The sequence below is a fragment of the Microtetraspora sp. AC03309 genome, from assembly GCF_020826795.1.
Classification (GTDB): domain Bacteria; phylum Actinomycetota; class Actinomycetes; order Streptosporangiales; family Streptosporangiaceae; genus Microtetraspora; species Microtetraspora glauca.
Genome location: NZ_JADDIL010000006.1, coordinates 131517 through 156413 on the forward strand (window position 1 = coordinate 131517; position 24897 = coordinate 156413).

Here is a 24897-nt window from a genome sequence, read left to right on the forward strand (position 1 = left end):
CCTTCGTCAATCTTTGCCCCGTCGCGTCGCCCGAGGCGCCACCTCGCGGCGTTGTCGGCGTCGGCCGTAGGGTCCGCTGGGGTACTGGGACCGACGGAGCCCTTGGGCACCTGGGCTTGGCGGCAGGTGTGGCAGATGAGGTACCCGATCATGCCGAGGCGGTGGCCGCGTCAGGTCAGGGTGATGGAGACCGGCCTCGCCGTCGCGTCCCGGCCGGCGTGCCGCGGACGACGACGCCAATCTTGATCATGCCTCCACCTCCACTATGACCTTTCCGCGAACAAGGCCGCGCTCGGCGGCCCGGTGCAGGTCTGCCAGGGACTCCAGCGGGCGCACGTCCGCATTGACGTGGACCACGCCCTTGTCGATCAGCGCCACGAGCTCGGCCAGCTGGCCCGGGTCGTTGCGGGCCACGAACTGGACGGCGCGCGGATGCTCGATGGGCTGGGTGATCGAGACGAACTCCTTCGCCAGCCGCGTCACCGAGGCGGGCACGTCGGCCACCAGGTTGATCAGCACGTCGTTGCCGCCCGGCAGGGGAACGCTGGTGTAGTCGACGACCTCGTCGGCGCCCAGCGCCCGCACGGCAGCGGCACTGCGCGGGCCGGCGGTCGCCACCACGTGCGCGCCCGCGTACTTGGCCAGCTGCACGGCGAACAGCCCGACGCCGCCGCCGGCCCCGTTGATCAGCACCCGGCTGCCGCGGCCGATGCGGGCATGCTCGAAGACCGCCTGCCACGCGGTGAGCCCTGCCACCGGCACGGCGGCCGCGTCCGCCAGCGGAATCCGCTCCGGAGCCCTGGCCAGCACACTCGCCTTCGCGACCGCGTACTCGGCCGCCGCCCCGTCGATGAGCCCGAACACCCGGTCGCCGGGGGCGAGGTCACCCGCCCCGGTGACCACGGTGCCCGCGACGTCCCAGCCGAGCGTGTGCGGCAGCGTTACGCCGAGCGTGTCCTCCAGCAGGCCCATCCGTAGGCCGACCTCCGACGGGTTGAACGACGTAGCGGCCACCCTGATGAGTACCTCGCCCGGCCCGGGCTTCGGCACCGGCACCTCGTCCAGCGAGATCACCGAGGCGTCGCCGTACTCGTGGATGCGGGCGGCCCGCATGGTGCCGAGGAAGTCCGCGGCGTGCTCGCTCGCCCACGTCTCGAACGTGCTCGCGGGCGCTCCGGTGACCTCCTCCACGGTCCCGGTGGCCGGGCCGGGCTCGGCCAGACCGCGCAGCATCCCGTCGACGGCCGGCGCGGGCCACCCCAGCCCGAGCAGCCGCAGCCTGGCCTCCTCCGGAGGCTCCTCCTCCCAGCGCACCGACCGGCCGATCGCGGCGCCGATCGCCCGCGCCTGCTCCCGCTGGGTCAGCGGCCGGGGTCCGGTCAGCGTGTAGACCGCGCCGTGGTGCCCTTCGTCGAGCAGCGCGCGCACCGCGACGGCTGCGACGTCTCGCTCGTGGATGGGGGAGAAGGCCGCCTCGCCGTACGGCTGCCGCACGACGCCCGCGCGGACCTGCTCGGCCCATCGCAAGGTGTTGGCCGCGAACGCGTGCGGGCGCAGCACCGTCCACTCCCGGGCGGCCCCAGCGATCAGGCGCTCGATCTCGACCTCGTGTGGGCGCGCGGCGGCCGAGGACAGGTAGACCAGCCGCCGCGCCCCGATCAGATCCACCACCTCGCGGGCACCCTCAGCCGAAGCGAACGGCCACAGCAGAAACACCGCGTCGACACCGTCGAGAGCCGCCTCCAGCGCGATCGGGTCGGTCAGCTCCCTCGTCACCGTGCGGACGTCAGCGCCCGCGTCTTCAAGCTTGTTCACCAGTGGGCGGCCGATCGTGCCGGTCGCCCCGCTGACCAGGACTTTTGTCATGTCGTCAACCATAGAAGCCGTGAGAGAGGCAGCCAATGTGCTCTTGTCTGCAATTTATACGCGATCGTCTCCCGGCATAGACTTGCGGCATGGATGTGCTGAGCGACGTGGTCGCCTCCATGCGCATGGGCGTGCCGCGCTCGGCGCGCGTCGAGTGGCGGGCGCCCTGGGGGCAGCGGTTTCCGTCGGCGCCTGGTTCTGCGGGCTTCCAGGTGGTGTTGCAGGGCTCGTGCTGGGCGATCCCGCCGGAAGGTGAGCCGATCCCGGTCGGGGCGGGCGACGTGCTGTTCTTCCCCCACGGACAGGGCTACACGCTGGCCGACTCGCCCACCAGCCCCATCGCGGAGCCCGACTGTGACCCCTATGCCGATGCCGAGCTGTTCGCCTCGGCCTCGGTGGAGGGTGCCGGGCCCGTCACGGTGACGCTCTGCGGCGGCTACCAGCTCGACTCCAGCCGGACGCATCCGCTGCTCAGAGGGCTGCCCGCGCTGATCCACCTGCCCGCCAGGCTGGGGCACAACACCGAACTTCGCGCCGCCGTCGAGCTGCTCGGGAAAGAGATCGACGCCCCGCGGCCAGGCGCTGACATGGTGGTGTCGGCACTGCTGGACATGCTGCTGCTGTACATCCTGCGTGCCTGGTTCGACGTCTCGATGGAGCACTGCGAGGTTGACGGCTGGGCCGCCGCGCTGGCCGACCCGGCCGTCAGTGCCGCACTCGACGGCATCCACCGCGATCCCGCCCACCCGTGGACGGTCGAGTCACTCGGCCGCCGCGCAGGGCTGTCCCGCGCGGCGTTCTCCCGCCGGTTCACCCAGTTCGTCGGGCAGCCGCCGCTGACCTATCTGACCTGGTGGCGGCTGGGCACGGCGGCGCGCATGCTGCGCGACTCCGACGCCGCGTTGAGCGGAATCGCCGGTGCTGTCGGCTACGGCTCGGAGTTCGCCTTCGCCAACGCCTTCAAGCGCCAGTACGGCCTGGCCCCCGGCAGATACCGCCGGCTGGGCTGCCCGCCTACGGGTCGAACGGCGGCGGGCACCGCTTGAGGTCACGTGGCTACGCGCGATGCGCCGAGTTCGCTTTGACGAGCAGCCTCACTCCTCGGGCGTGCGGCGGGCCGACAACTCGTCGGAGGCCACCTCCAGCCGGTTGAGCCGTTCCCGCATCTCGGCGACCTGCTCGCGCACCAGGGCGACGGCGGTCTCGCCCGATGTGACGGGGGCGGGCAGATTGATCAGCGTGCGGGAGCGGCGGCCGATCCCGGCGAAGACCGGCAGTGACACCACCGCCCACGCCAGCACGGCCACCCCTGCCGCCAGGGCCTGGCCGGCAGCGGGGCTTTCGGCGTAGACCATCGCCACGGTGCTCGCGCCGTACAAGGTCCAGGCCAGGCGCACGCCCCAGGACCGGAACAGGCCGAGCAGCCACAGGCCCACCCCGGTCACCGCCCAGGCCTTCCACAGCGCCTCGGCGGTGATGGGAAGACCTGCGGCGTGCTCAGTGAGATAGGCATGGACCGGCTTGGTGATGACGTCCATGAACCGCGAGGAGGTCGCCGCGTCCACCCCTTCGGCGGCGGCGCCTGTGGCGGCTCCCACGAGGGCTACGCCGATCGCGATCACCACCCACAGCACAGCGATCACGAAGGCGAGGGCGGCCAGGACCACCGCGGCCACCACGGCGACGAGCACGATCCGGCCGCGCTCGCTGCCTTCGCCGTACCGATGATCGATCCGGGCCAGGAGGCTGTCGTAGAGGGTGAGCAGCCTGATCAGTAGGGGTTCGTCGGTGTCAGCTTCGCGGGGGTCGGGCGATTGGGCCATCAGCAGTGCTCCCGCTTGCCGAGATCATCGCTCATATCTCCATAGGAACATTTCAGCGGGGCTGTGGCACCCCTCAACATCTTTTGTCAGGGGTCGGCGGGGATGTCCTCCTGCGCGCCCACGCGCGTAGGTACGCGCGCGAGGCCGGGCCGGTCAGGTTTCGTCGCTCGCCGCGGTGGTCACCGGCGTGCGACGAAACCCGCGGACGCGGGCGGCGTGGGTAGTCGGCGGCGTGGGGTAGTCGGCTGCGGTGTGCTCGTGATCGTGGGCCGCGCCGGCGGTCGCGGCACCAGATGGGTTCAGGAGAGGAAGCCCCGCAGCAACGCCGCCGTTCCTTGGAGATGTTCGGCGACCGCCCGGCGCGCCGCGTCGGGGTCGCGGGCGAGGATCGCGGCCACGATGGCGGCGTGCTGGACGGAGGCGTGCTCGATGTTGGGCCCCAGCACGGGGATGGCGTTGAGCAGGTCGGTCACCCGCAGTCGCGCGTCCGCGCAGGCGGCGGCGAGCAGTGGCGAGCCCGTCAGCTCGGCGATCGACAGATGGAAGGCCGTGTCCAGGCGCCGGTAGTCGGCGGGAGCGGCCTCGTTCACCTCCTCCAGGCGGCGGGTGAGCGTCCCGCGCTGCGCGGCCGTCAGATCCGCGCTCGCCAGGACCTCGGCCGCGCCGCATTCGACCGCCATCCGAAAGGTCAGGGCGTCCTCCAGGTCACCCTGGCCCATCGCCTTGACCGCCCTGCGCAGGTCACCCTGCTCCGGGCGCGGCGGCTCGTAGACGACGAACGCGCCGCCGTACCGGCCGCGCCGTACGTCGAGGAATCCGGCGTCCTGCAACGCGCGGATCGCCTCCCGGAGGGTCACCCTGCTGATGCCGAGCTGGGCGGCGAGCTCGCGTTCGGGGGGCAGCTTCTCACCGTGGGCGACGACCCCGAGCTTGATCGCCTGCAGGAGCCGCTCGACCGTCTCCTCGAAGGCGTTTCCCGACCTGACCGGGCGGAGCAGCGAAAGCAGCGGGGCGCTCACCACGCTCACCGCGCTCGCGCGGGCTCGGGGCGCGTCCACTGCGGCTCCCTCCCTTGTCACCTGCTCGGTCATCCGCTCGGTCACGTGCTCGTCGCCACCTGCTCGTTCCGGTGCGGCTCTCCCGGGTATCTCACTCAGGCGTCCCACCCTGTGCGGCCGCCCCGGCGTACGCGTCCCGGCGGTGAGATCCGCAGGACACGCCCCCTGGTCCGTCCCCGTCTCGTCCTCACAGGGCGTTTTGGCCCGAGATTAGCTCACGGCCATGGTTGACGCGGGGCCGGGCCGAATGCTTGCATCCATCCATTGGTCTGTTTCCAGACTTTTGACGCCCCGAGGAGGCGGTGTGCTGACCGTCGAGCAGCTTCGCGCGGAAATCGAGGCGGGCCGGGTTGACACCGTCCTGCTGGGGATCACGGACATGCAGGGCCGGTTGCAGGGCAAGCGACTGGCCGCCAGATACTTCCTCGACGAGGTGCTCGAACACGCCGCCGAGGGGTGCAACTACCTGCTCGCCGTGGACGTCGACATGAACACGGTGGACGGGTACGCGATGTCCTCCTGGGACCGGGGATACGGCGACTTCGTGATGAGGCCCGACCTCTCGACCCTGCGCAGGGTGCCATGGCAGGAGGGAACGGTCCTCCTCCTCGCCGACCTTGTCTGGGAGGACGGCTCGGACGTCGTGCCCTCCCCCCGGCAGATCCTCAGGAGGCAGATCGACCGGCTCGCGGCGTGCGGCTGGACCGCCTTCGTCGGCACCGAGCTGGAGTTCTGCGTCTACAACGACACCTACGAGCAGGCCTGGCAGCGCGGCTACCGCGATCTCTCCCCGGCCAACGTCTACAACGTGGACTACTCACTGCTCGGCACGGCCAGGATCGAGCCGCTCCTCCGGAAGATCCGGCTCGGCATGGAGGGCGCCGGGCTGTACGTCGAGTCGGCGAAGGGCGAGTGCAACCTCGGGCAGCACGAGATCGCCTTCCGGTTCACCGACGCGCTGACGACGTGCGACAACCACGTGTTCTACAAGAACGGCGCCAAGGAGATCGCCGCCCAGGAGGGCAGGTCGATCACGTTCATGGCCAAACCGAACCAGCGTGAGGGGAACTCCTGCCACATCCACATCTCGCTGCGCGACGCCGACGGCGTCCCTGTGATGGCGGGACGGGAGCAGTACGGGCTGTCGAAGATCGGGGAGCACTTCATCGCGGGCCAGCTCGCCGCGATGCGGGACCTGACGCTCTTCTACGCGCCGAACATCAACTCCTACAAGCGGTTCGTCCCGGGCAGCTTCGCCCCGACCGCCGTGAAATGGGGCATCGACAACCGCACCTGCTCGCTGCGCCTGGTCGGGCACGGCCCCTCCCTGCGCATCGAGAACCGGGTGCCCGGCGGCGACGTCAACCCCTACCTCGCGGTGGCCGCCCTGATCGCCGCCGGGCTGCGCGGCATCGAGAACGAACTGCCCCTCGACGAGCCCTACGGCGGCAACGCGTACACGTCGGGGGCCGAGACGGTGCCGAGCACGCTGCGTGACGCGCTTTTCCTCTGGGAGAACTCGGCCCTCGCCGAGGAGTCCTTCGGGAAGGACGTCGTGGATCACTACGCCAACAACGCCAGGGTCGAGATCGCCGCCTTCGACGCGGCCGTCACGGACTGGGAGCTCTTCCGGGGGTTCGAACGACTGTGAAGATCATCAATCCGGCGACCGAGGACGTCATCGCCGAGGTCGAACTGGCCGACGCGGCCGAGGTCGATCGCGCGGTGGAGCGTGCCAGGGCCGCGTTCGCGTCCTGGCGGGCCACCGCTCCGGGCGACCGGGCCCGGCTGCTGCGACGGTTCGCCCAGGTGGTGGACGACCACGCCGAGGAACTGGCCCGGCTGGAGGTCGCGGGCGCCGGGCACACGATCGGCAACGCCCGCTGGGAGGCCGGGAACGTCCGCGACGTGCTCGACTTCTACGCCGGGGCGCCCGAGCGCGACCACGGGAAGCAGATCCCCGTCCCCGGCGGCGTGGACGTCACCTTCCAGGAGCCGCTGGGCGTCGTGGGGGTGATCGTGCCGTGGAACTTCCCCATGGTGATCATGATGTGGGGCGTCGCGCCCGCGCTCGCGGCCGGGAACGCGGTCATCGTGAAACCCGCCGAGTGGACCCCGCTGACGGCGCTGCGGCTGGCCGAGCTGGCCCTCGACGCCGGCCTCCCCGAGGGGGTGCTCCAGGTCCTGCCTGGGGCAGGGGAGGTCGCGGGATCCCGGCTGGTCGAGCATCCGGACGTCGCGAAGATCGTCTTCACCGGTTCGACCGAGGTCGGCAGGATCATCGGCGCCAAGGCCGCCGCGGGGGTGAAGCGGGTCACGCTGGAGCTCGGCGGCAAGAGCGCGAACATCGTCTTCGCCGACGCCGACCTGGACCGGGCCGTCGCCTCCGCGCCGATGGCCGTCTTCGACAACTCGGGGCAGGACTGCTGCGCCCGCTCCCGCCTGCTCGTGCAGCGCGAGATCTACGACGAGTTCCTGGACCGGCTGGCGCGGGCCGTACGGGAGGTGCGGGTCGGAGACCCGCTCGACCCCGCCACCCAGATGGGGCCGCTGGTCAGCGCCGAGCACCTCGCCCGCGTCGCGTCGTTCACCGGGCCCGAGGTGACGCCGTACGCGCGGGGCGCCTGCCCTGACGGGCCCGGCTACTGGTTCGCGCCGACGGTCCTCGCCGCACCGCCCGGGTTCGACCCCCTGTCCCGTACGGGGGATCCGGAGTTCCGCCGGGCCTACGAGGAGGAGATCTTCGGGCCGGTCGTGACGGCGATCCCCTTCGACGGCGAGGAGCACGCGGTGCGCCTCGCCAACGCCACGCCGTACGGGCTGAGCGGGTCGATCTGGACCGGGAACGTCGGGCGGGCGCTGCGGATGGCGCGCGCGGTCGAGGCGGGGAACCTGTCGGTCAACTCGCATTCGAGCGTCCGCTACTGGACCCCGTTCGGCGGGTTCAAACAGTCGGGCCTGGGCCGGGAGCTCGGCCCTGACGCCCTCGCCGCCTTCACCGAGACCAAGAACGTCTTCATCTCAACGGAGTAGACCTATGCAGCGTTTGCAGGACCGCGTGGCCGTCATCACGGGTGCGGGCAGCGGCATCGGGCTCGCCACGGCGCGCCGGTTCGCCCAGGAGGGCGCGAAGGTCGTCGCCGTGGACCTCGACGAGGTGGCGGGGACCAAGGCGGCCGACGAGGTCGGCGGGCTCTTCGTCAAAGCGGACGTCTCCCAGGAGGACGACGTCATCCGGATGTTCCGGACGGCGCATGAGACCTACGGCAGCGTGGACATCGCCTTCAACAACGCGGGCATCTCGCCTCCGGAGGACGACTCGATCCTCACGACGGGCATCGACGCCTGGCGCCGGGTGCAGGAGGTCAACCTGACCTCGGTCTACTACTGCTGCAAGCACGCGATCCCGTACATGCAGCGGCAGGGCAAGGGGTCGATCATCAACACGGCGTCGTTCGTGGCGGTGATGGGGTCGGCCACCTCGCAGATCTCCTACACCGCGTCCAAGGGCGGCGTGCTGGCGATGACGCGGGAGCTGGGCGTGCAGTTCGCCCGCGAGGGCATCCGGGTGAACGCCCTCTGCCCGGGGCCGGTCGACACGCCGTTGCTGCAGGAGTTGTTCGCCAAGGACCCGGAGCGGGCGCAACGCCGGCTGGTGCACATTCCGATCGGCCGCTTCGCGCGGGCCGAGGAGATGGCCGCGGCCGTCGCGTTCCTCGCCTCGGACGACGCGTCCTTCATCACGGCGTCGGAGTTCCTGGTCGACGGCGGCATCTCCAGCGCGTACGTCACGCCGCTGTAATCGGGGTATCGGACCCCTCGTCACACCGGACGCACAGAGTGTCGTCGATCACGCGCGTACGCGGTCGCGATCGTGGACGCCTGTGCGTTCGCCGTGACGTGGGCATCGGGGAAGCACGAGGAAAGGCGGCGGCATGTCCCGTCCCGTCATCGGGATCACCTGTTACGTCGAGCCCGCGAAGTTCACCGTCTGGGAGATGACGGCGGCGCTGCTGCCGTACATGTACGTCGAGCGGGTGAGCCGGGCGGGCGGGCAGCCGGTCATCCTGCCGCCGGCGGGGGACCCGGCCACAGTCGCCGGACGGCTCGACGGGCTGATCATCGCGGGCGGGGGCGACATCGACCCGGCCAGGTACGGCTCGCCCCCGCACGACCAGACCGGCTACATCCGGAAATTTCGGGATGAGGCGGAGTTCAGGGTGTTGCGTGCGGCCCTCGACGCGGGCATGCCGTTCCTCGGCGTCTGCCGGGGCATGCAGGTGCTGAACGTCGCCAGGGGCGGGACCCTCCACCAGCACCTTCCGGACATCGTCGGCCACTCCGGCCACTCCCCCGCGCCCGGCACCTTCGGCCGGATCCCGGTACGGCTCTCCCCCACCCTGGCCAAGATCTACGAGGCCGAGGAGGTGACCCCGGCGCACTACCACCACCAGGCGATCGACCGCCTGGGCGACGGGCTGGCCGTCACCGCGCACGCGGACGACGGCACGATCGAGGCGGTCGAACTCGACGGCCACCCCTTCGCCCACGCCGTCCAGTGGCACCCCGAAGCCGACGAACACGCGCCCGTCTTCCACGCCCTCGTCACCGCCGCCGCCCGCGCCGCCCGCGCCCGGCGCCGCTGACTGTCCGGTCACTCCCGGGCGAGCAGGCGGGCGAGGGGCAGCCGCTGTGCGAGCAGGGCGGGGGCGACGGAGGCGGATGCGGCCAGCAGCACTGCGAGCCCGCCAGCGGCCCCTGCCCCGGCGACGACGGGGGCCGGCAGCTCGCCCGCCACGGCGTACGTCGCGACGAGCCCGGCGACCGAACCCGACAGGGCACCGAGCAGGCCGATGCCGACCCCTTCCGCCACGATCAGACGAGCCAGCGCGCCACCGGACCAGCCGGTGCTCCGGAGCGCGGCCAGTTCGGTGTCCCGCTCACGCACGCCGAGGTACAGCACATCGGCCACGGCCAGCGCGGCCAGCGCGAACATCACCCCGATCGCGACGTAGTCGGCCGTTCGCGCCTGCAGGACGATCGCGTCCCCCAGCAGGGAGCCGACGACCCGCCCGCGGAAGCCGTACGTCACTCCGAGGAGCAGGGTCAGCGCGAACACCGCCACCGCCAGGGTCGACGCGCCGAGGAGGGCGCGGCCGGGGACCCTGGTCAGCGCGGTCAGCGCCAGCCCGGTCACCCCGCGGGGCGACCTGGCCCGGCGCGGCAGCCGTACGGCGGGCCTGACCGCCTCCACCGGGGGCACCCGCGACGCGCGCCACGCCGGCACCAGCCCCGCCGGCAGTGCGAGCAGCAGGGCCGCGGGTACGGCCAGCCAACTACGGGCACCGGGGTCCGGCAGGCCCGCCCACGAGGAGAGCGGGACGGCCGGCGCCGCCGCGAGGCAACCCGCGAGCAGGCCGATCACGCCGACCTCCAGCAGCACGGTGCCGAATATCCGGGGCCGCGACCAGCCGAGACAGCCGAGCACGCCCAATTCGGCGCGGCGTGCCCGTACGGCGGCCGACACCGCGTTGACGACGAAGAGCCCGCACACGGCGAGAATCAGCACGAACAGCGCCATCGATTTGCGGTCGGCCGCGGCCAGGATGCGGTAGGCCACCCCCTTGTTCACCCAGCCCTCGCGCAGGGTCAGCGCGGGCCGCCCGTACGAACCTGCGGGCAACTCCACGGTCGTCGGCGACGGCGACGACCCGATGGTGATGTCCACGTCCAGGCCGGTGGCGGCCACGATGTCCCGGGCCACCTGGCTGATCCGCTCCCGGCTGACCGGGTCGGGGCCGGTCACCCCGGCCACGCGCACCCTGACCACGCTGAGCGGGGCGGCGTCCGTGGCCGCCTGCGCCTTCTCACCCGCGCCGCCACCGGACGACGCTCCCTTGGTCGCCGAAGTGATCCGCCGCAGCCCTTCGAGGTTGGTCAGCAGCAGGGGCGGCGTCTGGAGATATCCGCCGACGTTGTCGTTCGGCAGCAGGTCACGCCCCGCGAGCAGTTTCTCCGTACGGCTGTCTCCCGGCTTGGCGACCGGCGGGTTGTAGGTCTCCATCGGCAATCCCGTCAGCTCGCTGAACCCCGGCAGCCTCTCCGGGTCGAACCGGCCGATCACGCGGGTGGACAGCGTGTCGATGTCCGGCACGAACGTGGGACGCAGTGGCCGGAACTGCGCGTCCGCCGCCCCGATGGGCGCGTTCGCGTGCCCCTCCCATCCGAGGAAGAAGTACGCCGGCTCCCCGAAAGCCTTCCCCCACGCGGGGTCCTTCCAGACGGCCGGATCGTTGTCCACCGGAGCTGCGGCGACGTGCCGGTCTCCCAACTCCCGGTACTCGGTCGGGCCCGCCGTCCAGAAGCGGGTCAGCGGGGCCGACACCTGGCCTTCCGGGATGTCCTGCCACCCGTCGAGCATGCCGTCGTAGACGTCGGCGGCGTCCAGTGTCACCCGCTTGACGACCTCGCCGTCCTGCGCGGTGAGGTACTTCTTCAATGCCTCCGCCGGCGTTCCCTTGACGACCTTGTCCGCCGCCTCGGCCGGAAGCCTGCGGATCTCGATCTCGTCCCGCTGGTCGGCGTACGGCCGCGCCGCGGCGAGGAGCAGGACCTCCCTGCCGCCTCCGGTCGGCGGCACGCGATACTCCTCCTCCGCCCTGAGGTAGCGGCCGGCGACCATCGCCTTGTCCAGGCCGGCCAGCCGGGCCTCCGCCTCGGGATCGACGGCGGCGAGCAGGAACGGGAACTCCTGCTCGACGCTGACGATCGCCCGTCCCGGGGTCCAGTCGCCCAACGTGCCCTCGGTGATCGTCCCCATGCCGTACGCCGTGCTCGTGGACCAGTACCCGACCTGCGCGCCCCCTTCGAAGGGGAACGTCTTCTGGGCCGCCCAGCCGCGTTCCTTCCGTTCGAGCAGCGATGGGCCGAGCGCGACCTCCCGCCCCGAGACGGTCGTCTCCTTGGCGAGCGACCTGGCGTCGCCGCCGTTGTGCTTGGTGACGGGCACCGTGACCGGCCTGCGGGTGACGTACTGGTAGCGCGGCCCGCCGTAGGAGATCCGGGTGAGACCGCGGTCGGCGACCCGGGTCTGATCCATCCGCAGCATGGTCCGGTCGCCCTTGTGGAGCACGTCGGTGACGTCGATGTCGGCCGAGCCTCCCATGGTGAGGTAGCCGACCATGCCGATCGGCGCCGCGATCTCCACCCCGTTGATGTGCTTGACCTTCTCGTACTGGTCGAGGGTGATGCCGCCGAAGATGCCCGACAGGTGGTTCTGCCGTACCAGCGAGCGGGTCCGCTCCAGATCGGTGGTCGAGCCCTTGGGCCGGACGAGGATGTCGTACTGCGCGCGGAAGTTCTTCCCGACGGTCCCGACGATCTCCAGGCGCTGGGTCTCGGCCGTGCCGGTCAGCACGGTGAAGCCTGTGGCCGCGACCAGGATGCCGATCAGCAGCACGAGCGAGCGGCCCAGCCGGTGACGGAGCTGGGCCAACATCAGGCGGATCACCCGAGCCTGCCGATCCGGTCGAGCACGTCGTCGGGTGGGGTCAGCCACTCGTCGGCGGTGATCTTCCCGTCCCGCATCCGTACGACCCGGTCGCACACGGCGGCGACCTCGGGATTGTGGGTGGCGACCAGCATGGTCATGCCGTACGCCTCGCGGAGCGTGAGAAGCAGATCGACGATCTCGTGACCGGTGCCGCTGTCGAGGTTGCCGGTGGGCTCGTCGGCGAGCAGGAGCGGCGGGCGGCCGATGAGCGCCCTGGCGATGGCGACGCGCTGTTGCTGGCCTCCGGACAGCCGGCTCGGCAGCGCGGAGGCGCGGTCGGCCAGCCCCACCGCGTCCAGCAGGTCCATCGCCCTCGCCTTGCGGTCGAAGTCGACCCGGCGGGGCAAGACGGGGGCGAGCACGTTGTCCAGCACGCTGAGCGCGGGCAGCAGGTGGAAGCGCTGGAACACGAACCCGATGCGGCGGCGGTACCGGTCCAGTCCCCGGCGCGGCAGGTCGTCCACCCTGGCGCCGTCGACCAGGATCTCTCCCGCGTCCGGCCGGTCCATCGCGCCGACGAGATGGAGCAGCGTGGACTTGCCCGCTCCGGACGCGCCCATGAGCGCGACCGCGCTTCCCGCTTCGATGTCCAGGCTCACCTCGTCGAGCGCCACGGCGGACGCGTATCGACGGCTCACATGCCGAAGGCTGACGTCGACTCCCATGCGCCCATACATTGTCACAATGTAGGGCAGTATGGGAGTCCCTACATTGTGACAATTCAGGAAGGCAGCTCCGGATGCCGCTCAGCCACGCGGTCCTGACCCTCCTCGCCGACGGCCCGAGTCACGGCTACGAGTTGAAGGCCAGGTTCGAGGCCGCCATCGGCCCTCAGTGGGGCGGGCTCAACATCGGGCACCTGTACCAGATCCTCGACCGCCTGGTCCGGGACGGGCACGTCGTCCGCGACCACGTCGCGCAGAGCGACCGGCCGGACAAGACGACCTACCGGCTCACGCCGGAGGGATTGGAGGAGCTGCGATCGTGGGCGACCAGCCCGTGGACCCGCTCGTCCGGCTTCAGGGACGAGCTGTTCCTCAAACTCCTCGGCGCGAGCAGGCTCGGTGCCGAGTCCCTGGCCGCGTTCGTCACGGCGCAACGGCAGGCCCACCTGTCCGACCTCGGCGCGCTCACCAGGCAACGCCGCGCGCACACCGGCGATCCGCTCGTCGCGCTGCTCATCGACGCCGCCGCCGCGCACATCAAGGCCGACCTCCAAGTGCTCGACACGGCCGAAGAACGCCTGGCCGGCCTGACGGCGGGAGACGTCCAGGTCCACACCGCCTCCGCCGACGGCCAGGCCACCGCCTGACCCGGCGACACCCGTCACGCGGCGATGCCGTCTGGCCGACGGGAGCTCCGCGACCTGCCGGAAGGACCGCCGCACAGGCGGGCTCCGGGAGACGCTCCGGGAGACCCGGGAGACAGGGTGAGACCGTCGGCCGGAGATCGCCCACAGGGGATGTCCGGATCAACCGGGCGTGGGCCGGGCGGCGGCTGCCGCCCGGCCCACGCCAGGATCCTCGGACATTCCCTTCAGGTCACGTCAGTTGACGCTGATCACGGTTCCGACCCCGTTGGGGTACTCGATGTAACCGGTGTGGGGCCGCCCGTCCGGCAGGCTCGACCAGCCGGCGGTCACCGTCTCGGGAACCCCCGGGGTGCCCTTGAGCTTGCGCGGCGACACGGTCAGACCACCCACGCCCGGGGCGTCGGTCACCACGTTCGCCTGCGCGTGGAACGGGGTCGACGTGGTACCCGGCGCGGTCAGGTAGCTGACGAGCACGAAGGTGTACTTCCCGGCCTTCGGCCGCGAGATGACCAGCCGGTAGTCGTCGCCGTCGCGATCCACCCAGCCCGCGAACTCCCGGCCCTCGTAGAGCACGCCTCCGCCGAAGCCCAGCTCCAGGCCGTTGTCGGGGCGGGCCCAGAACTCCACGGCCTTGGTCCCCTCGGGGACGTCGATCGTGTACTGCTTGCCGTTGGCCTCCTCGGGACCGACCGAGCCGACGATCTCCGGGCCGGAGACCAGCCCGTAGGCCGTGATGGCGGTCTTCTTCGTGACCGGGGTCACCTCGAAGGACACCGACCCGTTCGCGTCCTTGCCCCTGACCTCGGCGGGGGCGAGCATGCCCTGCGCGGTCACCGCGACGACGCTGCGAACGGTCCGGCCCTCGCCGGTCCAGGTCAGCGAGCCGGTGATGCCGGTCGCGACCTCGTCCTTCAGTTCCATGGTGACGGTGAACGACTTGGTCTCACCGGCCCGGTCGAAACGCAGCGTGGAAGGGCTCACCTTGGCCTTGACGCCGGGCAGGTCGATGTCGGCCTTGTACTTGCCGGGGGTGACGGCCGTCAGCGTACGGGTGACGGTCCGGGGGCCGGCCAGCCCGCCGAGGGCGATCGAGGGGTAGTTCAGGTCGCTGGTGGCGATCGGCGCCACCCCACTGCCCGTCCTGACGCCCAGGCCCTCCAGGTAGCCGAGCCAGTTCTGCTCCGTGGAGTCGTAGACCAGGCCGGGCTCGAGCATCCGGGCCGGATCGACGTTGCCCGCGCCCTGCGCGAAGGCGTCGGTGCTGTCCGTGCCGTCGGCGTTCCTGGTCGGCGCGGTGGTCGTCATCATCGCGGACTTGATCGCCATGGGCGACAGGTCAGGGTGCTTGCCCAGGTAGAGCGCGGCCAGACCCGCGATGTGCGGGGTGGCCATCGAGGTGCCGTCGTAGAAGCCGAAGTCGTTGCCGTTGTTCGTCGGCGGAGCGACTGCCGCCAGGATCGAGACGCCCGGGGCGGCGATGTCGGGCTTGAGCAGGTCGCCGCGGTTGGTCAGCGACGGTCCGCGCGAGGAGAACCCCGCCACCCGCGGGTAGACGGCGCCCTCAGCGCTCACGGGCCGCAGGATGGCGGTCGCCCCGTCCGTCGCCGCGTAGGCCAGCACGGCCGGCACGCCGGGCCCGCCGATGTGCACGGTCGGCACGGCGTGCGAGTCGGTGATGGTGTCCTCGTCGGCCATGTTGACCATGATCATGCCGACGCCGCCGGCCCGCTTGACCTCACCGGACTTCTCCAGGCGCGTGACGGTGCCGCGCTCGCAGACGACGATCTTCCCGGCGGTCCTGGCCGGGTCTAGGCTGTTCGGGGCGCAGACCTGCGCCTCGAAGTCGTCGACGGAGGCGTTCTTGACCACCGGGCCCGTGGCCAGCGGCTTGGGCCCGAACGTGTCGCTGACCGTGGTGCTCGAACCGCGATGCCTGGTGCCGTCGCCCAACTCCACCTCGCCCACGTACGGCGCGGCCGTGCTCGCGGCCACGGTGGTCGTCCACGGCATGGTGTTGTCCAGCGTCGAGGCACCCGGGCCGCTGTTGCCGCCGGCGGTGGCGACGAAGATGCCGCTCGCGGCGGCCGCGCGGAAGGCGAGCCCGATCGGGTCCTCCGCCGGGGACTCCGCCTCGGAGCCCACGGAGTAGTTGATCACATCGACGCCGTCGGCCACCGCCTGGTCGACGGCGGCCAGGATGTCGGAGTCCAGGCCGCCGGTCTGCCGGCCGTCGGCGCTCTCCCAGAGCGCCTTGTAGACGGCGATCGCCGCGCCGGGCGCGACACCGGAGATCTGGCCGAAGTCGGTGCCGTTCACGCTCGCCGGCACGTCCGCGTTGCCCGCGGCGGTGGAGGCGGTGTGCGAGCCGTGCCCCTGCGCGTCGCGCGGCGAGACGTAGTCGGCGCGATTGGCCGGCGGTACCCGCTTCAGCCAGGCGTCACCGAAGTAGCGGGCGCTGATCAGCTTCTGGTTGCACAGGTTGGCGGCGAACTCCTCGCCGGTCTGGCAGACGCCGGTGAACGTGCCGCCGTCGGCCTTCTTCATGACCGTGGCCGAGCCCTGCAGATAGGGCCGGTACGGATCGGCGTCCGTGGGCGCCGTGGCGTCGAGGGCCGGGGCCGCGAACAACGGGTTCTCCGGCCAGATGCCGGTGTCGATCACGCCGACCACGATGCCCTTGCCCGCGTTCGCGGTGCCGCCGAGCCTGGACCACAGACCGGACTCGCCGGACAGGCCGAGGAAGTCGGTGGACCTGCGGTCGTCCAGAGCCTTGCGCAGGCGGTCGGGAACGACGGAGAGCACACCGGGCGTGGTGTTCAGCCGCGCCGCCTGGGTCATGGTGAGCTCGGCGACGAACGCGTTGGAGGCCACGGAAAGCTGCTTGGCCGGCGTGGCGTCGACGCTCCGGGAGACCTGGTCCTGCCTGCTCTTCAGGTGGTCGCGGTAACGCTTGGCGTTCGCGCTGCCGATGTCCACCTTCTTGCCCTTGCCGGGCTTGGTGGCGGGGATGCCGGCGACGCCGCCGTCATAGGTCGCGAGCGGCTGCTCGGCCAGCGTGACGATGTAGGTGTCGGTCGGGCCGGCGGTCAGAGGATCGGTGGTCAGGGGATCGGCCGAAGCCGGCGCCGAGGCCGTGGTGATCACCACGGCGGCGGCGAGCGCCATCGCGCCGAAGGCACTCACTCGTCGGGGGTTGCGGGCCATTGCTCCTCTTCGAGACGGGGGGTGCCGCCCTGCAGCAAGGTCGCCGGGAGGCAGCTAGAAGTGAACGGCCCGTGAGGATCAGTTGTCGAGATATAGTGCTGGCGTTTTCGGTCATATGGCGAAAAGCGTCACGATCCGGTCAGGTGGTGCGTGGACGACCAGCCAGTGCTCGGTGCGGTGGGCATCGGCGATTTCGACGAACAGATCTACCGGTCCCTGCTCCGCCACCCCGACCGCACGGTCACCGACCTGGCGGGCTCGCTGCGGGTCAGCGCCGCACGGGTACGGCACGCGCTGGCCCGGCTGGCCGAACTCGGGCTGCTACGACGGATCAGGCCGGGCAGGTACGAGCCGGTGGCGCCGGAGGCGGCGCTCGGATGGCTGATCAACCGGCGCCGGCTGGAGGCCGAGGCGGGACTGGCCGAAATCCGGACCACGGTCGCCGACTTCGCGCAGCTCTACCAGTCGGGCCGGCTGCGGGCCGACCCGGCCGGCCTGGTGGAGATCCTCTCGGGCGAGGACGCGGTGAAGCGGCAGATGACGGAGACGAACAGATCGGTCACGTCGGAGGTGTTGGCGCTCGACCGGCCGCCCTACATCGGGTGGCCCGACAACTCGGTGGACAGCAACGAGTCGGAGGTCGCCGGCACCCGGGAGCTGATCGCGCGCGGGGTGGACATCCGGGTCGTGTACTGCCCGGAGTCCCTGCGACGCCCCGGCCGGTTCGAGACCCTCCTCCGGCTGGCCGAGGAGGGCGAGCGGTCCAGGTTCCTGCCCAGCCTGCCGTTCAAGCTGCGGATCGTCGACCGGCGGGTGGCACTGATGCCCCTCGTGGACGGCGTCTACGACAACGTCGCGCTGATCCGTCCCTCCGGCCTGCTCGACGCGCTCATCGAGCTGTTCGACGCCTACTGGGAACGCGGCCGGCCGCTCACCGGGACCCGGCCGCCCGTCGGCGACCGGCCGGACGAGGAGGACCTGCTGGTGCTCCAGATGCTCAAGGCCGGGCTCAAGGACGAGACGATCGCCAGGCAACTCGGGGTCAGCGCGCGTACCGCGACCCGCCGGATCGCCGCGGTCGTCGAACGGCTGGGCGCCACCACCAGGTTCCAGGCCGGAGCGGAGGCGTCGGCGCGCGGCTGGATCTGAGAGAGGCCCACCGGTTTCGCGAGACGGGGTACGACCACTAGGCTGGGAGAACACCATCGATCCCGTGCGGGAGAGCGTCCTGACAGCCGGTCAGGTCCCCTGAAGGAGCAAGCCCTCCCCGCGAACCTCTCAAGGCAAAGGACCGCGCGGGCCAGGTGTCCTCTGGAAAGCAGGCCGTACGCGGCCTCGCCGAAGGTGAAAGTCCGGGTAAGGAAACGGACGAAGCTCTCAGGCACCCATGACAGAGGGGGAGGATGCTGTCATCCGTCTTCCTGAGGTGCGATCATGTCCCGATCTACCCCGTTGCGTGAGGTTCACGAGAGCCTCGGCGCGACGCTCACCGACTTCGCGGGATGGCAGATGCCCCTGCGCTACGGCAGCGAGTCAGCCGAGCACAACGCGGTGCGCACCGCTGCCGGCCTGTTCGACCTGTCCCACATGGGCGAGATCCACGTCACCGGCCCGCAGGCGGGAGAGGCGCTGGACTTCGCCCTCGTCGGGCATCTGAGCGTGCTGGAGCCCGGCCGCGCCAGGTACACCATGATCGTGACCGAGGACGGCGGCGTGCTGGACGACCTGATCGTCTACCGCCTCCGGCCCGAGGAGTTCATGGTCGTCGCGAACGCCTCCAACTACGCCAGGGTGGCCGAGGAGCTGGCCGAGCGCGCCAAGCCGTACGACGCCCGGGTCGAGGACAGGTCGGACTCCTACGCGTTGATCGCCGTCCAGGGGCCGAACAGCACGGACATCCTCGGGAAGCTGACCGACGCCGACCTGGTCGGGCTCAAGTACTACGCGGGGCTCCCCGGCGAGGTCGCCGGATTCGAGGTCATGATCGCGCGTACGGGTTACACCGGCGAGGACGGCTTCGAGTTGTTCGTCCGGCCCGAGGACGCGGTCCCGCTGTGGAACGCCCTGTCCGAGGCGGGGGCGGAGCTCGGACTGCGGCCCTGCGGGCTGTCCGCGCGTGACACGCTGCGCCTGGAGGCGGGCATGCCGCTGTACGGCAACGAGCTGACCGCGGCCACCACGCCCTTCGACGCCGGCCTCGGCCGGGTCGTGAAGTTCGACAAGCCGGGCGACTTCGTCGGGCGGGCCGCGCTCTCCGGGCGCACGGCCCCCGGACGCCGCCTGGTCGGTCTGGTGGCGCGCGGCCGCAGAGTCCCCCGCCACGGCTATCCCGTCACGTGTGAGGGCGAGGTCGTCGGCGAGGTGACCAGCGGCGCGCCCTCGCAGACGCTGGGCAAGCCCATCGCCATGGCGTACGTCGCCGCGGACGCTCTCGAAAAGGGAGGCCTGGCCGTGGACATCCGTGGTAGCCATGAACCCGTTGACGTCGTTGATCTGCCTTTCTACAGGAGGAGCAAGTGAGCAGCATTCCCGACGAGCTGAGCTACACCAAGGAGCACGAGTGGGTGGCCGGTCTCGATGACGGCCTCACCGTGACGGTGGGCGTGACCGCGTACGCCGCGGAGCAGCTCGGCGACGTGGTCTTCGTGCAGGTGCCGGAGGTGGGCACCACCGTCGAGGCCGGTGACGCGGTCGGCGAGGTGGAGTCCACCAAGTCGGTGAGCGACATCTACGCGCCGGTCGGCGGCGAGATCGTGGAGACCAACCCCGCGGTCGTGGACGATCCGTCTCTGGTCAACTCCGACCCGTACGGCGACGGCTGGCTGTTCCGCGTGCGCATCGAGGGCGAGCCGGAGGACCTGCTCTCCGCCGCCGAGTACATCACCCTCACGTCGGGTGAATCCTGACATTTCCAGATAAGGGCATGGATCAATGGCGATCAGTGTCTTCGATCTGTTCAAGGTGGGCATCGGGCCGTCCAGTTCGCACACGGGCGGCCCGATGGCCGCGGCGCACAAGTTCGCCCGCGGTCTCCACCAGGACGGTCTGCTCGAGAAGACCTCGCGCGTCGAGGTCATCCTGTACGGCTCGCTCGGCCTGACCGGCAAGGGCCACGGCAGCGACAAGGCGGTGCTGCTCGGCCTGTCGGGTGAGAAGCCCGAGCTCGTCGACGTGGACACCGTCGACGAACGGCTCGCCGCCATGCGGGACACGGGCACGGTCACCCTGTTTGGCTCCCGCGAGATCCCCTTCGTCGTCGGCGAGGACCTCGTCTTCGAACGGAAGATCACACTGCCCCACCACCCGAACGGGATGCGGTTCACCGCCTTCACCGAGTCGGGCGAGATCCTGCGCGAGAAGATCTACTACTCGGTGGGCGGCGGGTTCGTCGTGGACGAGAACGCCACCGGCGCCGACCGCATCAAACCGGACGACACGGTCCTCCCGCACCCGTTCACCACGGGGTCGGAGCTGCTCGCCCGGTGCGGGGAGACCGGCCTGTCGATCTCCGCCCTCATGCTGGAGAACGAGCGGGCCTTCGGCCGTACCACCGAGGAGATCCGCGCGGGGCTCCTGCACCTGTGGTCGGTCATGGCCGAGTCGGTACGGCGCGGCAGCATCCAGGAGGGCGTCCTCCCGGGCGGCCTCAAGGTGAAGCGGCGGGCGAACCAGCTCCTGCGCAGGCTGCAGACCGAGGCCGACCTCGACCCGCTGCGCGCGATGGACTGGGTGACCCTGTTCGCGCTCGCCGTGAACGAGGAGAACGCGGCCGGCGGCAGGATCGTCACGGCGCCGACGAACGGCGCGGCCGGCATCATCCCCGCCGTGCTGTCGTACTACACGCGGTTCGTCTCGGGAGTGGACGACGACGGGGTCGTCCGCTTCCTGCTCACCGCCGGTGCGATCGGAGTGCTCTTCAAGGAGAACGCGTCGATCTCCGGCGCCGAGGTCGGCTGCCAGGGCGAGGTCGGGTCGGCGTGCTCGATGGCCGCGGCCGGGCTCACCGAGGTCCTCGGCGGCACGCCCGAACAGGTCGAGAACGCCGCCGAGATCGGCATCGAGCACAACCTCGGCCTGACCTGCGACCCGATCGGCGGCCTGGTCCAGATCCCGTGCATCGAGCGGAACGCGGTGGCCTCCATCAAGGCGATCGCCGCGGCCCGGATCGCGCTGCGCGGTGACGGCCGCCACTTCGTGTCGCTCGACAAGGCCATCAAGACCATGCGCGACACCGGCAGGGACATGCTCGACAAGTACAAGGAGACCAGCCGGGGCGGCCTCGCCGTCAACGTGATCGAGTGCTGACCGGGGCGCCGGTCCGCCCGCGCGGCGGGGCCGGCACGGTCACCCTGTAAGAACCGGGCACAGGCGGGCGCGACGTCCGGCACGGGGCGACCCGTGACCGGACGCGGTCTCCGTGGAAACGGCCCACATGTACGCCCTCCTATACACTGCGTATATACCTCCGCTATATAGTCGTCCGTCATGACAGTCCCCTTGGCCCTGATGGGCCTCCTGGACCGCGAGCCCAGCTACGGATACGACCTGAAGCGCGACTACGACACCTACTTCGGCAGGGGCAAGCCGCTCCCCTTCGGGCAGGTCTATTCGACACTCGGCCGCCTGGCCAGGGACGGCAAGGTCACGGCCGGCCAGAGCGAGCCGGGCGACGGCCCCGACCGCAAGCGCTACACCATCACCCCGCTGGGCAAGCAGGAGGTGAAGGTCTGGCTGGCCGAGCCGGTGGCGGCGGAGCCGTTCCTGCAGACGGTGCTGTTCACGAAGGTCGTGCTGGCGCTGATGCTGGGCCACGACGCGGAGCGCTACCTGGTCACCCAGCGGGCCACGCACATGCGGCGCATGCGCGAGTTGTCGGAGATCAAACGCGGTGGCGCCCTCGTGGACGCCCTGCTGGCCGACCATGCCCTTTTCCACCTGGACGCCGACCTGCGCTGGATCGACCTGACCACGGCCCGGCTGGGCGCGCTGGCGGAAACGGTGCGCCGCGCATGAGCGTCGACGCCCTTCCCGTGCCGGGCCCGCTGCTGGAGGCCCGTTCCATCGACCGCTCCTACGGCCGGACGCAGGCGCTGCGCGAGGCGAGCCTGTCCGTGACGGCGGGGGAGATCCTGGCGATCATGGGCCCGAGCGGCTCCGGCAAGTCCACGCTGCTGCACTGCCTGGCCGGCATCTTCACCCCCGACGCGGGCGAGGTCTGGTTCGACGGGCGGCGGCTGGACACCCTGAGCGACGCCAGGCGGTCCGAGCTGCGCCGCACCTCGTTAGGCTTCGTCTTCCAGTTCGGCCAGCTGGTGCCGGAGCTCACGGTGGCCGACAACGTCGCCCTGCCGCTGCTGCTCGGCAAGGTCAGGCGCAAGCGGGCCTACCAGCGGGCGGACGGCTGGCTGAAGCGGCTGGAGCTGGACGACCTGGGCGAGCGGCGCACCGGCGAGCTGTCCGGGGGGCAGGCACAGCGGGTGGCGATCGCCAGGGCGCTGGTGGCGCGACCCAAGGTGATCTTCGCGGACGAGCCCACCGGCGCGCTCGACTCGCTCACCGGCGAGAAGGTCATGGAACTGCTCGTCGGCCTGGCCCGCGAGGAGGGCACGACCGTGATCGTGGTGACCCACGACGCCCGCGTCGCCGCCTGCGCCGACCGGGAGGTCATGGTGCGCGACGGCAAGGTCACCGACCCCTACGCCGACGAGGCCGTCCGATGATGCTCTGGCTGGGCCTGCGGCTGTCGCTGCGCGGCGGCCGGGAGGCGGTGGTCCGGCTGGCGCTCGTCACCGCCGCCGTCGCGATGGGGGTGACGGTGCTGCTGTCCACGGTGGCGCTGTTCAACGCCTTCCAGGTCACCGCGGACCGCCCGTGCTGGGAGTGCACGACCGGCTCCGCGCCGGGCGGCTGGGCGCTGGGAGCCACCCCGGGCGCGGTGCTGTGGAACCACCGCCAGGACTCCTACGCGGGCCGTCCGATCAAGCGGCTCGACGTCGCCGTCCTCGACGCGCGGACGTCCACGCCGACCATGCCCGGCGTCCCCGCACTTCCCGGCGCGGGGCGGTACTACGTCTCGCCCGCGCTCGCCGAGTTGATGGACACCGTGCCGCGCGAGCAACTCGCCGATCGCTTCCCCGGCACCCGCGCCGGCCTCATCGGACGGGCGGCGCTGTCCGGCCCTGACGACCTGGTCGTCGTCGTCGGCCAGCGCCCCGACGGGCTGGCCGCCATGGCCGGCACCGTGGCCGTCGACGCCGTCGCCACCACCCGGGTCGCGGACGACACCACGGCCCTCTACGAGCATGGCTTCGGCATCGCCGCCATCGGCCTGATCTTCCCGCTGCTCGTCCTCATCGGTACGGCCACGCGCCTGGCCGCCGCCCGCCGCGAGGCGCGCTTCGCGGCGATCAGGCTGGCGGGCGCCACCACGCGGCAGATCAACGCGATCGCCTCGGTGGACGCGGCGCTCGGCGGGCTGCTGGGCGCGCTCATCGGCATCGCGGTCTTCCAGGCGCTGCGGCCCGCCCTGGCCGGCGTCGCCATCACCGGCTCCCGCTTCTTCCCCGACGTGATCGCGCCCACCGCGCTCCAGTACGCCGCCGTGGTCGCGGGCGTGCCGCTCGCCGCCACAGGCGCCGCCCTGTGGTCGCTGCGCCGGGTGCGGATCACACCGCTCGGCGCGGCGCGCAAGGTGCGGGCCTCCGCCCCGGGATGGTGGCGGGCGCTTCCGCTCCTGGCGGGGCTGGGGCTGTTCGCGGGCCCGGTGTTCGCGGGCGGCAACGACCCGAACGCGGTGCTCGTCGACGTCGGCCTGGCACTGATCATGGTCGGTCTCGTGGTGGTCGGACCCTGGCTGACGATGCTGGCCGCCCGGCTGGCCGCCCGGGTCACGCCCGGCGCGGCTACGCTGCTGGCCGCCCAGCGGCTGGCGGCGGACCCGAAGGCGGCCTTCCGGTCGGTGAACGGAATCGTGCTGGCGGTCTTCATCGGCACGGCCGTCGCCGGCATCGTCCCCGCCGTCGTCTCGGGCCAGGAGGCGGCGGGTGGCGGCACGCTGAGCGAGGTCATGCGGGCGTCGTTCGGGTACGGCAAGGACATCAACGGCCTCCCTCTGCCGCCTGACACAGCGGCAGAACTACTCGCCGAGGTACGTGTCCATCCCGACGTCACCGTGCTGCCGATCTACCGCAGGGCCGAGGCGCTGACCTGGCCGGACACTCCTCCGCCATGCGACCCGGGCCCCGGCTGCCGGCCCGACTTCCTGCTCGGGCACGTCGTCGAATGCGACGCCCTGACCAGCTTCCCGGCGCTCGGCCGGTGCACCCCGGGCACCCGCGCGGTGAAGGCCGACTTCATCCGGCTGCTGTCCAGCGAGAACATGCTCTCCGTCGACCGCAAGCTGCCGATCGTGGACGCGGCCAACCCGCCCGTACCCGGCGCCCCCGGTGGCTCCAGCGGCTCCGGCGGCTCCGGCGGCTCCGGCGGCTCCGGCGGCTCCGGCAAGGACGCCCAGGCCGCCTCGGCCGGCCTGTCCCTGGCGGCGGTGCTGATCCGCGCGGACGACCCGGACGTCCGTGAGCAGATCCGTACGCTGCTCAGCGCGTACGTCGCCCGCTCCGGCAGCACCGAGACGCCGCAGACGTTCGCCGAGGTCGCCCAGGCCCGCGCGGTGCTGCTGGACCAGACGGAACGCGTCGCGCTGGCCATCGTCGCGCTGACCCTGCTGGTGGCGGGCTGCGGCCTGCTGGTGGCGGTCGCCGGCGGCGTGGTGGAGCGCAGGCAGCCGTTCACGCTGCTGCGGCTGTGCGGCACGCCGACCCGAACCCTGTCCAAGGTGGTGCTGCTGGAGACGGCGGCCCCCGTGGTGGTGGCCGCCCTGGTGGCGGCGGCCGCGGGCTTCGGCGTGGCCGAGCCGTTGATCGACCAGCTGGCGATCAAGAGCGCACCGGCGGTGCTGCCGGGCCCCGCCTACTTCCTGACCGTCGGCGGGGGGCTGCTGGTCGCCCTGCTCGTGGTTCTCGCCGGTCTGCCGCTGCTCAAGCGTGTGACCTCGCCCGACAACGCCCGCTTCGAATAGGACCA

Annotated in this window: 19 protein-coding genes and 1 riboswitch; of the genes, 13 read left to right on the plus strand and 6 right to left on the minus strand. The window is 71.5% G+C overall.

What is annotated here, in order from left to right; translation table 11 throughout:
• Positions 1–246: 246 nt before the first annotated feature.
• Positions 247–1866 (minus strand): alcohol dehydrogenase catalytic domain-containing protein, encoded by a 1620-nt coding sequence (locus IMZ11_RS05310; RefSeq protein ID WP_228638040.1) that lies wholly within the window; start codon positions 1864–1866, stop codon positions 247–249.
• 89 nt (positions 1867–1955) lie between these two features.
• On the opposite strand from IMZ11_RS05310, the gene IMZ11_RS05315 reads away from it, so the two are divergent.
• Complete coding sequence (locus IMZ11_RS05315; protein ID WP_228638042.1) at positions 1956–2912, plus strand: AraC family transcriptional regulator; 957 nt, start codon at positions 1956–1958, stop codon at positions 2910–2912.
• Positions 2913–2960: 48 nt separating this feature from the next.
• On the opposite strand, the gene IMZ11_RS05320 is transcribed toward IMZ11_RS05315, so the two are convergent.
• Positions 2961–3689: a hypothetical protein gene (locus IMZ11_RS05320; protein WP_228638044.1), complete on the minus strand. Its 729-nt coding sequence runs from the start codon at positions 3687–3689 to the stop codon at positions 2961–2963.
• 299 nt (positions 3690–3988) lie between these two features.
• Positions 3989–4747 (minus strand): FadR/GntR family transcriptional regulator, encoded by a 759-nt coding sequence (locus IMZ11_RS05325; RefSeq protein WP_374462153.1) that lies wholly within the window; start codon positions 4745–4747, stop codon positions 3989–3991.
• 247 nt (positions 4748–4994) lie between these two features.
• On the opposite strand from IMZ11_RS05325, the gene IMZ11_RS05330 reads away from it, so the two are divergent.
• The 4 genes from IMZ11_RS05330 (at position 4995) to IMZ11_RS05345 (ending at position 9393) form a co-directional block, all read left to right on the plus strand.
• A complete protein-coding gene (locus IMZ11_RS05330; RefSeq protein ID WP_228638048.1) occupies positions 4995–6398 on the plus strand; it encodes a glutamine synthetase family protein in 1404 nt (467 codons plus the stop codon).
• Positions 6395–7780, plus strand: a complete 1386-nt coding sequence (locus IMZ11_RS05335) for an aldehyde dehydrogenase (protein WP_228638050.1) — start codon at positions 6395–6397, stop codon at positions 7778–7780. Before IMZ11_RS05330 ends, IMZ11_RS05335 begins: the two co-directional genes overlap by 4 nt.
• A gap of 4 nt (positions 7781–7784) precedes the next feature.
• Positions 7785–8549, plus strand: coding sequence for a 3-oxoacyl-ACP reductase (locus IMZ11_RS05340; protein ID WP_061259023.1), 765 nt, complete (start codon positions 7785–7787; stop codon positions 8547–8549).
• 133 nt (positions 8550–8682) lie between these two features.
• Positions 8683–9393: a gamma-glutamyl-gamma-aminobutyrate hydrolase family protein gene (locus IMZ11_RS05345; protein ID WP_061259022.1), complete on the plus strand. Its 711-nt coding sequence runs from the start codon at positions 8683–8685 to the stop codon at positions 9391–9393.
• A gap of 8 nt (positions 9394–9401) precedes the next feature.
• Here IMZ11_RS05345 and IMZ11_RS05350 read toward each other — a convergent pair whose 3' ends face one another.
• Both IMZ11_RS05350 and IMZ11_RS05355 read right to left on the minus strand, forming a co-directional pair.
• Positions 9402–12245: an FtsX-like permease family protein gene (locus tag IMZ11_RS05350; RefSeq protein WP_228638052.1), complete on the minus strand. Its 2844-nt coding sequence runs from the start codon at positions 12243–12245 to the stop codon at positions 9402–9404.
• An 8-nt stretch (positions 12246–12253) separates the two neighbouring features.
• Positions 12254–12937 (minus strand): ABC transporter ATP-binding protein, encoded by a 684-nt coding sequence (locus tag IMZ11_RS05355; protein ID WP_228638054.1) that lies wholly within the window; start codon positions 12935–12937, stop codon positions 12254–12256.
• Between the two features lie 101 nt (positions 12938–13038).
• On the opposite strand from IMZ11_RS05355, the gene IMZ11_RS05360 reads away from it, so the two are divergent.
• Positions 13039–13611 carry a PadR family transcriptional regulator gene (locus tag IMZ11_RS05360; RefSeq protein ID WP_228638056.1) on the plus strand — a complete coding sequence of 191 codons (573 nt, stop codon included), beginning with the start codon at positions 13039–13041 and terminating at the stop codon, positions 13609–13611.
• Between the two features lie 234 nt (positions 13612–13845).
• On the opposite strand, the gene IMZ11_RS45890 is transcribed toward IMZ11_RS05360, so the two are convergent.
• On the minus strand, positions 13846–16815 hold the full coding sequence (locus tag IMZ11_RS45890; RefSeq protein WP_305075848.1) for a S8 family serine peptidase: 2970 nt from the start codon (positions 16813–16815) through the stop codon (positions 13846–13848).
• A 150-nt stretch (positions 16816–16965) separates the two neighbouring features.
• Here IMZ11_RS45890 and IMZ11_RS46080 point away from each other — a divergent pair, with 150 nt between their 5' ends.
• From IMZ11_RS46080 to IMZ11_RS05410, 7 genes are all read left to right on the plus strand, one after another.
• Positions 16966–17964, plus strand: a complete 999-nt coding sequence (locus tag IMZ11_RS46080; protein WP_228638059.1) for a helix-turn-helix domain-containing protein — start codon at positions 16966–16968, stop codon at positions 17962–17964.
• Positions 17965–18021: 57 nt separating this feature from the next.
• A riboswitch (glycine riboswitch) is annotated at positions 18022–18119 on the plus strand.
• A gap of 130 nt (positions 18120–18249) precedes the next feature.
• A complete protein-coding gene (gcvT, locus tag IMZ11_RS05385; protein ID WP_228638061.1) occupies positions 18250–19335 on the plus strand; it encodes a glycine cleavage system aminomethyltransferase GcvT in 1086 nt (361 codons plus the stop codon).
• On the plus strand, positions 19332–19721 hold the full coding sequence (gene gcvH / locus IMZ11_RS05390) for a glycine cleavage system protein GcvH (protein ID WP_228638063.1): 390 nt from the start codon (positions 19332–19334) through the stop codon (positions 19719–19721). The genes gcvT and gcvH overlap by 4 nt, the downstream gene beginning before the upstream one ends.
• Positions 19722–19746: 25 nt before the next feature.
• Positions 19747–21120 (plus strand): L-serine ammonia-lyase, encoded by a 1374-nt coding sequence (locus IMZ11_RS05395; RefSeq protein WP_228638065.1) that lies wholly within the window; start codon positions 19747–19749, stop codon positions 21118–21120.
• A gap of 180 nt (positions 21121–21300) precedes the next feature.
• Positions 21301–21828 carry a PadR family transcriptional regulator gene (locus tag IMZ11_RS05400; RefSeq protein ID WP_061259013.1) on the plus strand — a complete coding sequence of 176 codons (528 nt, stop codon included), beginning with the start codon at positions 21301–21303 and terminating at the stop codon, positions 21826–21828.
• Positions 21825–22535, plus strand: a complete 711-nt coding sequence (locus IMZ11_RS05405) for an ABC transporter ATP-binding protein (protein ID WP_228638067.1) — start codon at positions 21825–21827, stop codon at positions 22533–22535. Before IMZ11_RS05400 ends, IMZ11_RS05405 begins: the two co-directional genes overlap by 4 nt.
• Positions 22532–24892 (plus strand): FtsX-like permease family protein, encoded by a 2361-nt coding sequence (locus tag IMZ11_RS05410; RefSeq protein ID WP_228638069.1) that lies wholly within the window; start codon positions 22532–22534, stop codon positions 24890–24892. Before IMZ11_RS05405 ends, IMZ11_RS05410 begins: the two co-directional genes overlap by 4 nt.
• Positions 24893–24897 lie beyond the last annotated feature (5 nt).